The 13,559-nt window shown below is 48.7% G+C and carries 15 protein-coding genes; 12 read left to right on the top strand and 3 right to left on the bottom strand.

Annotation, left to right across the window (positions count from 1 at the left end; genetic code table 11):
* Nucleotides 1-29: 29 nt before the first annotated feature.
* Nucleotides 30-869 (bottom strand): GNAT family N-acetyltransferase, encoded by an 840-nt coding sequence (locus BBR47_RS20815; RefSeq protein ID WP_015892393.1) that lies wholly within the window; start codon nucleotides 867-869, stop codon nucleotides 30-32.
* Between the two features lie 153 nt (nucleotides 870-1,022).
* On the opposite strand from BBR47_RS20815, the gene BBR47_RS20810 reads away from it, so the two are divergent.
* The gene (locus BBR47_RS20810; RefSeq protein WP_015892392.1) at nucleotides 1,023-2,102 is read left to right on the top strand and encodes a M42 family metallopeptidase; all 1,080 of its coding nucleotides are present in this window, start codon (nucleotides 1,023-1,025) and stop codon (nucleotides 2,100-2,102) included.
* Between the two features lie 19 nt (nucleotides 2,103-2,121).
* Nucleotides 2,122-2,637 carry a hypothetical protein gene (locus tag BBR47_RS20805; RefSeq protein WP_015892391.1) on the top strand — a complete coding sequence of 172 codons (516 nt, stop codon included), beginning with the start codon at nucleotides 2,122-2,124 and terminating at the stop codon, nucleotides 2,635-2,637.
* A 70-nt stretch (nucleotides 2,638-2,707) separates the two neighbouring features.
* On the opposite strand, the gene BBR47_RS31370 is transcribed toward BBR47_RS20805, so the two are convergent.
* Both BBR47_RS31370 and BBR47_RS20800 read right to left on the bottom strand, forming a co-directional pair.
* Nucleotides 2,708-2,845, bottom strand: a complete 138-nt coding sequence (locus BBR47_RS31370) for a hypothetical protein (RefSeq protein WP_015892390.1) — start codon at nucleotides 2,843-2,845, stop codon at nucleotides 2,708-2,710.
* Nucleotides 2,846-2,942: 97 nt separating this feature from the next.
* Nucleotides 2,943-4,190, bottom strand: a complete 1,248-nt coding sequence (locus BBR47_RS20800) for an MFS transporter (protein ID WP_015892389.1) — start codon at nucleotides 4,188-4,190, stop codon at nucleotides 2,943-2,945.
* Nucleotides 4,191-4,516: 326 nt separating this feature from the next.
* Between BBR47_RS20800 and BBR47_RS20790 the strand changes: the two genes are divergently transcribed.
* The 10 genes from BBR47_RS20790 to BBR47_RS20745 all read left to right on the top strand — a co-directional run bounded on the left by BBR47_RS20790 (nucleotide 4,517) and on the right by BBR47_RS20745 (nucleotide 13,541).
* Nucleotides 4,517-4,741: a hypothetical protein gene (locus BBR47_RS20790; protein WP_015892387.1), complete on the top strand. Its 225-nt coding sequence runs from the start codon at nucleotides 4,517-4,519 to the stop codon at nucleotides 4,739-4,741.
* 132 nt (nucleotides 4,742-4,873) lie between these two features.
* A complete protein-coding gene (locus tag BBR47_RS20785; RefSeq protein ID WP_007720892.1) occupies nucleotides 4,874-5,185 on the top strand; it encodes a YtrH family sporulation protein in 312 nt (103 codons plus the stop codon).
* Complete coding sequence (locus BBR47_RS20780; RefSeq protein WP_015892385.1) at nucleotides 5,182-5,727, top strand: hypothetical protein; 546 nt, start codon at nucleotides 5,182-5,184, stop codon at nucleotides 5,725-5,727. The genes BBR47_RS20785 and BBR47_RS20780 overlap by 4 nt, the downstream gene beginning before the upstream one ends.
* A gap of 56 nt (nucleotides 5,728-5,783) precedes the next feature.
* Nucleotides 5,784-6,560: a sporulation protein gene (locus BBR47_RS20775; protein ID WP_041749550.1), complete on the top strand. Its 777-nt coding sequence runs from the start codon at nucleotides 5,784-5,786 to the stop codon at nucleotides 6,558-6,560.
* A gap of 196 nt (nucleotides 6,561-6,756) precedes the next feature.
* The gene (gene codY / locus BBR47_RS20770) at nucleotides 6,757-7,533 is read left to right on the top strand and encodes a GTP-sensing pleiotropic transcriptional regulator CodY (protein WP_015892383.1); all 777 of its coding nucleotides are present in this window, start codon (nucleotides 6,757-6,759) and stop codon (nucleotides 7,531-7,533) included.
* A 204-nt stretch (nucleotides 7,534-7,737) separates the two neighbouring features.
* Entirely contained in the window at nucleotides 7,738-9,231 is a 1,494-nt protein-coding gene (locus BBR47_RS20765; RefSeq protein WP_015892382.1) for a M81 family metallopeptidase, read from the top strand.
* Nucleotides 9,232-10,110, top strand: a complete 879-nt coding sequence (locus tag BBR47_RS20760; protein WP_015892381.1) for a MurR/RpiR family transcriptional regulator — start codon at nucleotides 9,232-9,234, stop codon at nucleotides 10,108-10,110.
* A 24-nt stretch (nucleotides 10,111-10,134) separates the two neighbouring features.
* On the top strand, nucleotides 10,135-11,733 hold the full coding sequence (locus tag BBR47_RS20755; protein WP_015892380.1) for an ABC transporter substrate-binding protein: 1,599 nt from the start codon (nucleotides 10,135-10,137) through the stop codon (nucleotides 11,731-11,733).
* Between the two features lie 17 nt (nucleotides 11,734-11,750).
* Nucleotides 11,751-12,671 (top strand): ABC transporter permease, encoded by a 921-nt coding sequence (locus BBR47_RS20750; RefSeq protein ID WP_015892379.1) that lies wholly within the window; start codon nucleotides 11,751-11,753, stop codon nucleotides 12,669-12,671.
* Nucleotides 12,672-12,686: 15 nt separating this feature from the next.
* Complete coding sequence (locus BBR47_RS20745; RefSeq protein WP_015892378.1) at nucleotides 12,687-13,541, top strand: ABC transporter permease; 855 nt, start codon at nucleotides 12,687-12,689, stop codon at nucleotides 13,539-13,541.
* The last annotated feature ends 18 nt before the right edge of the window (nucleotides 13,542-13,559 follow it).

Genomic DNA, 13,559 nt, shown 5'->3' with positions numbered 1-13,559 from the left:
CAACCTACCCACCCGGCGCGCCATTCTAGCTAGGATAAAGAGGACGAGGCACCTAAAATATCAGTCAACGGCTGCTTTTCTAAGACGTAACGAACGATGGATTGATCACGGAGGATATTCGTAACGACATAACCTTTGGCAAAATAGGCGGTGAACAATTCGCGCGTCATCTCTCGCCACATGGAAGCGACGGTCATATCAGCTCGTTTAACATCCTGGAAGAAGGCAGGGACAGGTAGTAGCACGATAGGCTCTTCGCGTGACAAATCGATTTCGATAGGATGTGGAATGCCATCCTTGATTTCCAGACGCAACAGGTCAGGTACCTGTTCAAGAGAGGGAGTAGGGTTGTTCCCTGCCTGACGCGATTCCACACGATCGCTTCCGATCATCCATTCCACGAGGAAACGGTCTGTCGGCAGTCCTCGATTAAAGTCGTCATCAAGCTGTCCGTAGCAGTTTGGCAAATACGTTCGAACGATACCTCCCAGCTTGGCGATGTTGAGAACACCGTTTACAGTCTCTAGCGGATCGTAGGTCCATGTGATTTTGGAATAGCCCGCAGCAGCCGCTTCTTCCTTTTGCAGCCATTTCATTTGTACGCCCAGCCCCTGCTTGCGATACTCTGGCAAAAAGCCGAGCATGTGCGAACAAAGATGGGGTTCTCCATTGGTGAAGCCCGGGAAGCTGTACAAGAAGCCAATCATTTCCTCGCCATCGAATGCCCCTAAAAACAGACCGCCAAACTTGTGCATGGTGAGTGTCATATGGTGAGGAATAGCACTAGAAGGGTCCCATATTTTTCCTTCCATTCTTTCTAATTGCTCAATTTCACTGAATTCGGACAACTTTCGAAACGTGATTGCCATCTGCTTTTTCCCCCTCAAAACGATTCGTGTTTTTTCTTCATTCGGGACAAGATCTTGCATTCCTGCTTGGAGGTAGTTGCGTCTGAATTCTCTCTCGCGGATAATAGAGAAGGTTAACAGGCATGAAACTAGGGTCGGGGAGGATTTTTGGCGATGGAAAATAAATTTCAAGCTGAACTGTGGAACCGTTTGACGCAGGCACCAGGAGCGCCTGGCTTCGAAGGTCCGGTACGCGAGATTATGCGGGAATACATAAGCAGCTATACGAGTGAACTCATGTACGACAATTTGGGAAGTATTTTTGGCGTTATGCGTGGTGACGAGAACGGTCCAAAAATTATGGTAGCGGGTCACATGGACGAAGTCGGCTTCATGGTCACCCGAATTTCTGATAAAGGATTTATTTCATTTCAGACGCTGGGAGGCTGGTGGGGGCAGGTTCTACTCGCGCAACGTGTACAAATTATAACGGACAACGGCCCAGTTGAAGGCGTAATCAGCTCGATTCCACCGCATGTCTTGAGCGACGATCAGCGTAATCGCCCGATGGATGTACGCAACATGTACATTGATATCGGCGTGGATTCACGTGAGGAAGCAGAACAGGTAGGGGTTCGGGCTGGCCAGCAAATCGTACCGGTTTGCCCGTTGCAGGTCATGTCCAATCCGCGCCGCATCATGGCGAAAGCATGGGATAATCGCTATGGTTGCAGTTTGGCAGTGGAGCTCGCAAAAGAGCTGCATGAAAACCCAAATCATCCGAATGTCGTCTACGTCGGGGCTACTGTACAGGAAGAATTGTCCGGGCAGCGTGGCGCGAAAACTGCCGCTGCGTCCATTGATCCGGATTTGTTCCTGGCAGTGGATGCGAGTCCAGCCACAGACATACCAGGGGTAAAAGATGATGGCGGCAAGCTCGGCGGTGGACTTTTGATGCGCATCTACGATCCGATGTACGTCATGCCGGTAGGATTGCGTGAGCTTCTTATCTCCACGTGCGAAGAAGAGAACATTCCGTACCAGATTTATGTGGCAAAAGGCGGGACGGATGCAGGTGTCGTTCAGTACCATGGCAAGGGAGTGCCGTCTGCCGTTATTGGAATTCCTTCCCGTTACATTCACAGCCATGCTTCGATCATTGACCGCGAGGATTACGAGGCAGCCAAGCGTCTCTTGTTCAGTGTCATTCGCAAGGTGGACCGTGCGACGTGGGAAGCTATTTTGCCTAGATAAGTGAGTAGAAAGCGGAGGAATGCTTTTGAACGCGATCATATTGTATACACGGCGTCAGGGCGAAGCGACGTCGTTTGAATTTAATGTGTTTGACAATCAATTTGCTACGGAGAATCTGGCAGTGCGCAAGGTGTTGATGGCGATGCTTGCAGCCGTTTCCAACAAATTGACTGATCTGGAAGTGGAGTACAACGACAGCATCCTGGTGGAGAAGGTCGGGGCGAAGCGCGCTGGTGAACTGCTTCGTTTTCTCGGGGCAACAAAAGAGAACATGCGGGAAAATCTAAGCAATGGTGTAGTGGTCAGTCGGATCTTTCATGCGCCTTTTACACAGGAGCACTATGAATACTTCTACAACCTGACGGACATCGCACAGCTGTCACACTATCGCTTACAAGAGGGCAAAGAGGATCGCATCGTGTTTTATTTCACACGCTATCTCCAACTGATTGCGCCTGATGAAAAGTCTCGTCAAGTATTTTTGGAGGGATTGGAAGAATTCTCCTTGCCGTACAAGCTCGTACCGATTTCGTAAAGGAATTGAAAAAAGTCATTTTGCCCTTGCATGAAGGCGCAAAATGACTTTTTTATTGATTGCCTAAGGGTTAGGTGGAAGGACGATTGGGTCCCTCCAGTTTTTTGTCTCCATAGCCTGGCGCATCGTTTTGAACGTTTTTGGGCTGGCGATTGCGTTCGTCTGGTTGATTTTGCTGTAGGGAGGAGTTCTTGTTTTGCTTAGTCATATAACTACCCCTTTCTCAGAGTCATGGCTGCCAAGGCGCACTCGCCTAAGCACTTCCATCTGCTTTTCTTGTTGATGCTGTGCGTGTTCCACTGCGTTCATGTGGCCCCTTCCTCTTTGCGAGTTTTTGTGGGGGAGTCAAGTACAGCATTTTTGTGGCGAGGGATGGCGTATAGGGCAAACAGACCAAGAACCGCCGCCAAAAACAGTGTAATCACTCCGTAGCCAATCCACGGATAGATGCTCCCGACTCCCCCAAGCTTTTCAACCATTGCTCCACCCAATCCTGTCCCAAGAGCCGTCCCAAGACCAGAGACGAAATTGGAAAAGCCAAAGTAAGCCCCCAGCCATTCTTCTTTTGCGAAATGAGTGACGAGACTGTCCAGCATGGGCATAAACAGCATCTCACCCAAAATGAATAGAATCGCAGCCCCGGACAGTGTGAGGAAGTGGTTTGCCCATCCCATGAGCGTTAATCCTGCACCCAACAAGATCGTTCCCATTGTGACAGACAAGTACGGATTGATGCGCTGTAGGACAAAACGTGAGATCAGCCCTTGCAAGACCACGACACTGAGCGAGTTGATCGTCCAAATGAGGCCAATCATCGTAGCGGAATGCAGGACATGCTCTCCCCGCAGCGGCAGGATCATGGCGAATTGAGCATAGATCGCCCAGATTAAGAGCGAGATCGTGGAAAAGAGCAGAAAGCTGCGATGGGTCAAGATGTGACGATACTCCTTGAGCGGCGTTTGCTTACAATCAGTTCCCACACAACGATCATCGGGAAGGATGAAGCGAGAAAAAACAGCAAGTGCTCCGTACACAAAGGCAGCTACGAGAAACGGCTGTTTCCCACCCGCAGTCATCCATGTAATGATCAAGCCTGCGACAATAATCCCGCTGTGAGCGAGTATCCCTCTCCATGAGAAGGCAGCCGTTCTTTGATCCTCATCCACTTCATCCGCGATCATGGCTTTTATGGTAGGAGCGAGTAGACCAAGACCCAAGCCGTTGACCGAGGAGAATAACAAGAAGAAACCATAGGAATGGCTGAAGTGATAGCCTGCCATGGCACATCCTTGAAGGAATGCCCCCAAGGCTAGAATGGTACGTTTGCCCCAGCGATCTGACATCAAGCCGCCTGCCAAGCTTCCGATTTGGTATGTGATGCTTCCCGCTGCCAAAATGATGCCGACTTGAGAGAGTGAAAGAACCCGTACCTTTTGCAAAAAGACTGGGAAGACGGGAATGACCAGGTAAGAGGCCATGTGCATGAAAAAGACGACTAGCAGTAACAGCAGGTAAGGCTTGTTGCGTAACAGAGATCCAGTAGAGGCTGTCATGTTCGTCTCCTCTTTGATTCATTCCTCTCTAGTATGAGTGGAAAAGGAGTGTCCCTATGCGTCGTTTTTCACAACAAAGTAGGCCAGCACACAAAATCAATATGAAGGCAGGCAAGTGTCCAATCCAACAAGCGTGGAACCACATATACCTATAGGGAAAGGTACCATGGGCGGTATGGAATGGTGCGAGGAGCGCGGCAGGATGAAGGGGGGATCTGACGTGAGAGGATTTGGTTTCTTCAACGAGGAAGGTTTCGAAGTGATCATCTGGATCATCGTGATCGTTTTTCTCCTCGTTATATTTTTTGACGAAGGGATAGATTAAGATGAGTGGATATCGACCGGTTCGGCAATTGAATCACTATTACAAAACAAACGATGCTTTCAAGAAATGGATCCGTGCCAATGAGCAATGGTTCAAGCAAAATCCAGAGGTTTTTAACCAGATGCTGCGCAATCCAAAAATGGTCAACTTGTTTACGGATCTTATGATCATGAACTCGCCGCGCATTGAAAAGAAACTGAAGAAATGGAGAAGGAACCAACGCTGATCGACCCGGCATGCTGCCCAATCTAGCATGCCGCTTTTTATTTGAAACGCTGGCGAGTTCTGTTATAAAACCGGGATGACGAGCGTAGGGATAAGCATATACTGCTTGTTCGAAGAAAGGATGAAGCACAACATGGCACAAGTCATTTTGACGTTTTTCGTGGCTTATGGCATTGTGGTCGGCGGCGCTCTCTCAGGTGGGGTGGGCGCTTTTCTCACTGAAAAGCCTCCGCTGTTATCGATGGCCCAATTGGCTGACCAGCTCAAAATATGGGGATTGGTTGGGGCATTGGGCGGAACGTTTGATTCGTTTTTGCAGATCGAAAAAATACTGATGGGAAATTTGACACCTGTCTTCAAACAGCTCGTGATGATCGTCGTCGCATTCTTGGGTGCCCATATCGGAACGATTTGTGTGCATTGGCTGGTACAGGTGCGCTCATGAAAGTGATTCTTTGGAAACGTTACCTCGCGCTTTTGCTCATGGGGTGCGTGTTGGGCGGAACCGTGATTTTATTTACATACGGACGCGAAATGGAGCAGATGATGCTAATCAAAAAAAGCTTGGAGCTGCAAAACAAAAAACTGTACGAGGAAAATCTGGAGCTGAAGCAAAATCAGCGGGTCTATCGCAAAAAGCAAGAGACTGTCATCGAAGACGTACGCGCTTCTGTACTCACTGTAGATCAGAAGCAGCCGCTTCATGCCACTATTGTGGTACAAGTAGTTGATCGCGTGGAAAAGGATCTCGCTTCGTTAAAAGGGAAGAAGGTTGAGCAGGTTGCGGAGGTCCATCAGGTCTTGCATGAAATGCTGCGGCGCCGCGAATATATTTTGTCTGATCGAACGACAGTGGAGGTACGAATCAAAACAGTCGTGATTAGTAGAACGTTGCATGTGTTCGTGACAGCGGACGTTATACCGGATGATGTTTGGCAAAAGATTGCGCGAAACTTTCTATTTCTTCCACCGTATATTTCAATATAGAATATCTGATAGCCAGATCATGTAGGTCTGGGTCGGTATAAAGGAGAGGCGAACATATGTCCATGTTCAAAAAATTATTGGCTAGTGTAGGTATTGGCTCTGCGCAAGTAGATGCACGTCTTGAGCAGGATTCACTCATTCCCGGAGATATGGTCAGAGGTGAGGTCCATATCAAGGGAGGAGATGTCGCCCAGGAAATCGACGAAATCTACATGTATGTCGTCACACACTATGAAAAAGAAAGCAACGACTCTAAGACCAAGGAAGAATGCACACTTGTCAAATACCGTCTGTCTGAGCGGGTACAATTGAAACCGAAAGAGGAAGTCGTTCTGCCATTCGCTTTTCAATTGCCGTATGAGACGCCATTGACAATGGGGCGTCAACCCGTTTACTTGCGGACAGGTCTCGATATTAAAAATGCGATCGACCCAGGTGATTCCGATTTCATCGAGGTTCGCCCACATCCGTTAATGACCAAAGTGTTGGATGCTGTTCAACAGATCGGATTCCAGCTGTACAAGGTAGACTGCGAATACAATCGCCACCTTGGCCGCAATCATCCGTTTGTACAGGAATTTGAATTCCGTCCGACAGGGCCATACCGCAGTAGATTGGAGGAGCTCGAAGTAGTCTTCTACCTTCGCGATGGCGAATTGGAAGTTTTATTGGAACTGGACAAACGTGCGCGCGGCTTTATGGGGGCATTTGAAGAAGCGTTTAACCTTGATGAACGCTATGTCCGTTTCCGCTTAACGAATGCAGACATGAACAGACATACGCATGTCATTGCCGAAGCGATTGAAGCGCTTATTAAGAAGCAGCTTCGCTAGAGAATGATACCAAAAAGGCCTGACGGGGTGAAAATAACCACTCTGTCAGCCTTTTTTCTTTATGAAGGTCTTCTCGCTTTTCTCTCTACCCAAATTCCTGTACACAACCTTCTTTTTAATTTTTCGATTTGGATGTATAGGGCTGGATTTTTCTGACAATACTGTGAGCATGAAGAATCCAGAGGAGGATATTATAATGAATTTGTTAGAAAAAACGAGAAAAATTAATGTGATGCTTCAAAAAACAATGGGTGGCAGCGGAGTAGGCTTCCAAGATCTCGCAAGACTATTATCTGAAGTGATTTCTGCAAATGTTTACATCATTACCGCAGATGGCTCAATCCTGGGAAGTGGAATGAATCAGGAGATTTCCCTGCAAGAAGAAGGGCGTTCATCCACGCAGCTACAGGAAGGTGTACATCAGAAGCTGCTAGAAGCTTCACAAACCTTGGCCAACGAGCCGGTTACCAGCCCGTACAGCCTGGTTCCAAAAGAGTTGAATTCGATCTTCCCGCAAATGATGACGACGATTGTTCCTATCAACGCAGGGGGGAGCCGTCTTGGCACACTCGTCCTGCTGCGTGCTTACGGTCAGTTTGAAACAGAGGATATGATTTTGGGCGAGATCGGTGCTACCGTGATCGGTATGAAAATCGTTCGGCAGCGCACAGAACAAATTGAAAATGAAGTGCGTGACAAAACCTTTGCCAAAATTGCACTCTCTTCGTTGTCCTACAGTGAACAGATCGCGATTGAAAAAATTATGGAGCAATTGGATGCGCGCGAAGGCTTGCTAGTAGCTAGCCAGCTGGCAGATCAAGCAGGTCTGACACGTTCGGTCATCGTGAACGCTCTTCGCAAGCTGGCAAGCGCAGGTGTGCTAGAATCCCGTTCGTTAGGAATGAAGGGTACCTATATCAAAGTGCTGAATGACAAATTCCCGTCTGAATTGGCGAAATGGAAAACCTCATAATTTGCCACGAGCTACGAGAGAAGCTCTCCCTGAACGGGAGGGCTTTTGTTTATGAATCAACAAGTATAGCAGAAGCGATAAAACGTTCATAATTTAGCGATTGAACAAATGATTTTCTTCCCTTTATAATGTCCACAAAGGTTTAAACTTCAAAAAATTCAAAAATTAAAGTTAATACTTCAAAATCGAATGGAGGGTCTATGAATGAAGGTGATTATTGGTGGGCTTGCACATGAAACGAATACGTTTTCCAATGTGCCGACGACGCTCGAGATGTTTCAAAGCTATGAGTGGGATTATCATGAAACGATTGTGAATCGCAATCGGGGCGTTCGCAACTTTCCGGGAGGGATGGTGGATCGCGCCGAAGAGCTGGGCATCGAGCTACTGCCGACCTTTCTCACCTTTACGTATCCAGCGGGGACGATTTTGCGAGAAGCGTATGACCGGATTAAAAAGGAGCTTCTTGACACGATTGCTGCGACAGAAGGTGCAGATGCCATTTGTCTGGGGCTTCACGGAGCGGGGGTTGTAGAAGGAATCGATGATCTGGAGGGCGATATTCTGGCATCAGTGCGTCAGCTGGTCGGTTATGACATTCCTTTAATTGTTACGCTCGACCTCCATGCAAACATGACACAAAAAATGGTGGATGAGGCTGATGCGCTCCTGGGTGTTCACCTCTACCCGCATGTGGATTGCTATGAACGCGGTATTGAAGCAATCGACCTGGCGCATAAGATGGTTACGGAAGGTATCAAGCCAACCATGCATTTGACCCGACTGCCACTATTGATCCCGACATCTGCTACTCATCATTCCCCGGCACGTGAAATAAACGAAGCCTGCTGGGCGTGGGAAAAGGAAGAAGGCGTCATCGACTGTGCATTCTTCCACGGTTTTCCGTACACGGACATTCCTGAGCTGGGCGTCTCCGTTTTGAGCGTGACGAATAACGATCAGGAGCTCGCCAAAAAGGTGAGCGAAGATGTCGCCTGTCTGATTTGGGAAAAACGGGATGAATTCGAGCTGAACATGCCCACTCCTGCCGAGGGAATTGCGATGGCACTGGAAACGGAAGGCATGCCTATCGTAATCAATGAGACCTCAGATAATCCAGGCGGAGGCACACCCGGAGACGGAACGCATTTGCTGCGGGCGATGCTGGAAGCCAAGCTGACAAATGCATGCTTTGGATTTATTTACGATCCCGAAGTGGTCCAGATTGCCCACCAGGCTGGAGTAGGCGCTACCGTACAGCTATCACTGGGTGGAAAGACAGACTACCTGCATGGAGAACCACTTGAAGTAACAGCCTACGTCAAAGCTTTGACAGATGGAAAATTCATTGCTACGACGCCGATGGGGCAAGGGGGACATGAGAATTTTGGCAAGTCCGTTCGCTTGCAAATCGACGGGGTTGACGTCCTGGTTTGCTCCGTGAAATCGCAAGTGCTGGATGAGCAAATTTTTCTGTTGCACGGAATGGACGTGACCAAATACAAGATCGTGGCCTTGAAATCAAGCACACATTTCCGAGCATCCTTCGAACCGATCAGCGCACGCGTCATTACCGTCGATTCGCCGGGATTGACGACGCTCAACTTCCGCTTCTTCAAATACGAGCGCGCCATTCGCCCGATTTACCCGTTAGACCCAGCCACAGAGTGGAACCTACATCAATTGACAAGGAAGTAGATGATCATGGAATCCGTACAGGAGCGCATCCGCAAGCATTATCCGGAATTGACCAACCAACAAAAACTCGCAGCCAAATACATTCTCGCCGAGCCGAAGACCGTTGCACTGCAACCAGCCAAAGTTGTCGGGGCATTGAGCGGCACAAGCGAGACGACAATCATCCGACTATCCTACGCTCTTGCCTACTCCGGGTACAGTGAACTGCAAAGTGAGATTCGCAGCTCCTTATTGGAAAAAGTCCCAAAAGCTGATGCCATCCACAGTTTTCGCACAGCGGCAGTGGAGATGAAGGGAAAACAAGACCTGATTTCTTATAACATGGAGCAGGATGTTGCGTATATTCGGCAAACGTTAGGGGAATTGCAAAAGAATCATCTTTTGCAAGCGGTTTCAAGTATTATGGCAGCCAAACATATTCTCGTTGTAGGATTTCGCAGCTCCTATGCTCCAGCCCACTGGCTCGCCTTTACACTGAATGTCGTCAGAGGAAACGCGCATCTGTACAATGGGCCAGTTGATGACGTCAACTATTTGTTGACCCAGATCAATCAGGATTGGCTCGTGATCGCACTCTCCTTTCCCCGCTATACGAGTGAAACGATCCTGTTTGCAAAAGCAGCCAAAGAGAGAGGCGCCAAAATCATTGGGATTACAGACGATGAGCTATCTCCGATTGGGCCAGTAGCTGATCAAATTTTAAAAGTCAGCGCACCTGCTCCTACTGCCTTAAAAGGAATGACGGCGATCTTTTCCATGCTGAATATTTTGATTAGTGGTGTGGTTCAGGCTGATGGAGAACAGGTACAACAAAGACTGAAAGAATACGAAGAGACAAGTCGACAAATATACCCGTTTGCGGAAGGGACAGAAGTGTAGCGGCTATTGATAAGGGGGATGTACATGAAGATTCACAGGTGGAAGCAAGGGGCCTTGAGTGTATTTGTAGCAACGGCGTTGATTGCAGGCTGTTCCTCACAGCCGACCAATCAAGCGGGGAATGACACGTCGGCCAAAGGGAACACATTAGTCATCGCTTCCTTGACGGACCCAGACTCGCTTGATATGCACAAAACGAGCTGGCTGAGCATGGAAAACAGTCTAATATACGAGCCTCTGTTAACCCGTGATGCAACAGGCAAACTTCAACCGCGTTTGGCAGAGAAGTACGAAATCTCGCAGGACGGCAAGGTTTGGACATTTATCCTCCGCAAAGATGTCCGCTATCACTCTGGCGATCCAATGACGGCAGCATCCGTAAAAGATTCCTTTGACCGTTTGCTCACCATATCGCCTGTGAAGGGGCTTGCAGGTCCGATTGAAAAAGTGGAAGCAACAGACGAACATACGCTCAAGGTGCATTTTAGCCAACCGTTTGCCCCGTTTGTAAACGTCATTGTCGGAGGATTAGTCTCGCCTCTTGACGCCAAAAAGGCAAAAGAATTAGGGGATGGCTTCGCAGATAACCCATCTGCAACGGGGCCGATCATCTTTGACAAACGCGAGCGGGGGGCTTCACTCACCTACAAGAAAAATCCCGATTATAACTGGGGACCGGAGTACGCTGCCAACAAAGGTCCTCTGCAATTCGACAGCATGATGTTCCGGTTTATGAAAGACGACGATACGCGCCTGATGGAATTCAAAAAGGGTACGGTCCATGTGTTGTATGATGCGCCGCCGAACTCGGTTGCGGAGCTTGAGACACTGCCCGGAGTCAAGATTGAGAAAGTAATGGACATTGGAAACAAATACATCGCATTGAACAATAAGCACCCGTTGTTTTCAGATGTCCGTCTGCGCAAAGCAGTAGCCCTCTCCGTAGATCGCGATCCACTTGTTCAGGTAGCGTTGAACGGCTTCGGCAAGCCGGTCTATGGTCCTTTGGCACCCACGATTTATGGCTACAGTGAAGCGATTGAAAGCAAGGCGAAGCAGTTATATACGAGAGATTTAGGCAAAGCCAAGCAGTTGCTAGCGGAAGCAGGCTGGACGGACAGTAATGGGGATGGCATCGTAGATAAGGACGGAAAACCGTTGTCGGTAGAAATGCTCGTTTCTCAAGAGCCAGCATTTCAGCGAGCGGTGCAGATATTGCAGAGCCAGCTGAAAGAAGCAGGGATTGATATGAAAATTAGCGTGCAAGAAATGACAACCATCAAAGAGCGCATTTCGAAAAAGTCGTATGACATGGCTTTGATGTACTACGGCTGGTTTGATGCGGATATCTTGTACCTCATTTTTGAAAAGAGCAATTCAACAAGCCGTACTCATTACAACAACCCTGAATTGGATGTTTTACTGAACAAAGGACGTTTGGAAATGAATGAGCAGGCGCGTCTCAAGATTTACGAAGATGCACAGGAGATTTTGGTGAATGACATGCCGTGGGTTCCGTTATGGGTGAGCGAGACGGTGATAGCGACACGTGGTGTCAAAGGCTTTACGGTCAATCCGTACACGCAAAACATTACGTTGCATGATGTCACGCTTGAAAAATAGACAACGGAGGTGAAGGCATGCGCCGATATGTAATAAAAAGATTACTTTCCCTGGTGGGTACACTGCTTGGCGTATCCGTCCTGATCTTCTTGATGGTACACCTCATTCCGGGCGATCCCGCAACACAAATACTCGGACAGTTTGCAACACCAGAGGCCATCAGTCAAATGAGAGCGAAGCTTGGTCTTGATCAACCACTATGGCAGCAATACATGCGGTTTGTCGGAAACCTGTTCACTGGCGATTTGGGAACATCGTTATTCACTGGTGAAAAGGTATGGGATCAGATCATGAACCGTTTCCCGATCACCATGCAGCTTGCCATCCTTAGTGTAATCATTGCCGCAATATTCGGCATTTTGTTAGGCACGATTGCTGCCGTCAAGCAAAACACCATCATCGATCGGCTTGTGGTGCTTACCTCCTTACTCGGTATTTCGGCACCCGGCTTCTGGATTGCCTTGTTTCTCATCTGGATTTTTGCTTACAAGCTGGCCTTGTTTCCGATTTCCGGCTATGAGGGGATTCACTCCTTGCTGCTGCCAGCGATCACCTTGGGTATGGCGGAAGCGGGGATGATCGCCCGTATGACCCGCTCGAGCATGCTGGAAGTCATCAAGCAGGATTACATGCGGACAGCCGAGGCCAAGGGGGCGGCGCTTTTCCGAGTCATTTTGAGCCACGGCCTGCCGAATGCCATTATTCCGGTTGTCACGATGTTAGGTTTGCAGTTCGGTGCGCTCATGGCTGGAGCTGTGGTGGTGGAAACGGTGTTTTCTCTGCAAGGGATCGGCAGCCTGGCGATTGAGGCGATCAGTAAACGGGATATGCCGACCATACAAGGCATGGTGTTTTTCATGGCGTTGATTTTTGCCTTAACCAATTTGATCGTGGATCTCATTTACAGCCGGATTGATCCGCGTATCCATTTCGACTAAGGAAGGAGCCGATGAATGGTGAACAGTAATCGTCCGGAGTCGTATTGGGGAGGGATGGGCAAACGGCTGAAACGCAATAAGACAGCAATGGCGGGTGTAGTCATCCTGATCGTCTTTACACTTGGATCGCTTCTTGCTCCAGTCGTTGCCCCTCATCCTGTCGAACAAATGAACTTTAACAGCCGATTAAGCGCTCCGAGTCTGACGCATCTTCTCGGAACGGATGATTTCGGCAGAGATATTTTTTCCCGTCTGTTGCACGGCGGGCGAATTTCCTTGCTGATGGGTTTGATAACGGTTGTACTTTCTACCTTGATAGGTGTAACGCTCGGTATTATCGCTGGCTATTATCGTCGTGTGGATCTGTTTATCATGCAGGGCATGGATATTCTCATGTCACTTCCTGCCCTGCTTCTGGCGATCGCTGTCATTGCGGTCTTGGGCCCTGGATTAACGAATGCCATGATCGCGGTAGTCATTGCTGTTATTCCGTCCTATGTGCGGGTCGTTCGCTCTGCGGTATTATCCATAAGGGAAAAAGAGTACATTGAGGCTGTTCGCGCTCTGGGGATCAGGGACTGGCAGATTTTGCTGAAACACATTTTACCCAATATTCTCTCCCCAATCATTGTGCTTTCCACCATTCAATTCGGTGTGAGTATTTTGGCTGCAGCGGCCTTGAGCTTTCTCGGGCTGGGTGCGCAACCGCCGATGCCTGAGTGGGGAGCCATGGTTTTTGTCGGCAAAGCATTCTTGAGTCAAGCCTGGTGGATGTCCATTTTTCCTGGATTGGCCATCATGCTGGTTGTCCTTGGCTTCAATCTGTTAGGTGACGGATTACGGGATGCATTCGACCCGAAAACGAGGTAATGGATGAAGGGGGGCACG

It is taken from the genome of Brevibacillus brevis NBRC 100599, assembly GCF_000010165.1.
GTDB lineage: Bacteria > Bacillota > Bacilli > Brevibacillales > Brevibacillaceae > Brevibacillus > Brevibacillus brevis_D.
This window is presented reverse-complemented; position numbering and strand designations above follow the sequence as displayed.

What these genes read in the sequence shown, in the direction of transcription:
- BBR47_RS20815 (WP_015892393.1), bottom strand. Translation starts at nt 869, where the DNA reads ATGGCAATCACGTTTCGAAAGTTGTCCGAATTCAGTGAAATTGAGCAA.
- BBR47_RS20760 (WP_015892381.1), top strand. Translation starts at nt 9,232, where the DNA reads ATGATCATGGAATCCGTACAGGAGCGCATCCGCAAGCATTATCCGGAA.
- BBR47_RS20785 (WP_007720892.1), top strand. Translation starts at nt 4,874, where the DNA reads ATGGCACAAGTCATTTTGACGTTTTTCGTGGCTTATGGCATTGTGGTC.
- BBR47_RS20775 (WP_041749550.1), top strand. Translation starts at nt 5,784, where the DNA reads ATGTCCATGTTCAAAAAATTATTGGCTAGTGTAGGTATTGGCTCTGCG.
- BBR47_RS20805 (WP_015892391.1), top strand. Translation starts at nt 2,122, where the DNA reads ATGCTTTTGAACGCGATCATATTGTATACACGGCGTCAGGGCGAAGCG.
- BBR47_RS20745 (WP_015892378.1), top strand. Translation starts at nt 12,687, where the DNA reads ATGGTGAACAGTAATCGTCCGGAGTCGTATTGGGGAGGGATGGGCAAA.
- BBR47_RS20790 (WP_015892387.1), top strand. Translation starts at nt 4,517, where the DNA reads ATGAGTGGATATCGACCGGTTCGGCAATTGAATCACTATTACAAAACA.
- BBR47_RS20755 (WP_015892380.1), top strand. Translation starts at nt 10,135, where the DNA reads ATGAAGATTCACAGGTGGAAGCAAGGGGCCTTGAGTGTATTTGTAGCA.
- BBR47_RS31370 (WP_015892390.1), bottom strand. Translation starts at nt 2,845, where the DNA reads ATGACTAAGCAAAACAAGAACTCCTCCCTACAGCAAAATCAACCAGAC.
- BBR47_RS20765 (WP_015892382.1), top strand. Translation starts at nt 7,738, where the DNA reads ATGAAGGTGATTATTGGTGGGCTTGCACATGAAACGAATACGTTTTCC.
- BBR47_RS20780 (WP_015892385.1), top strand. Translation starts at nt 5,182, where the DNA reads ATGAAAGTGATTCTTTGGAAACGTTACCTCGCGCTTTTGCTCATGGGG.
- BBR47_RS20750 (WP_015892379.1), top strand. Translation starts at nt 11,751, where the DNA reads ATGCGCCGATATGTAATAAAAAGATTACTTTCCCTGGTGGGTACACTG.
- codY (WP_015892383.1), top strand. Translation starts at nt 6,757, where the DNA reads ATGAATTTGTTAGAAAAAACGAGAAAAATTAATGTGATGCTTCAAAAA.
- BBR47_RS20810 (WP_015892392.1), top strand. Translation starts at nt 1,023, where the DNA reads ATGGAAAATAAATTTCAAGCTGAACTGTGGAACCGTTTGACGCAGGCA.
- BBR47_RS20800 (WP_015892389.1), bottom strand. Translation starts at nt 4,190, where the DNA reads ATGACAGCCTCTACTGGATCTCTGTTACGCAACAAGCCTTACCTGCTG.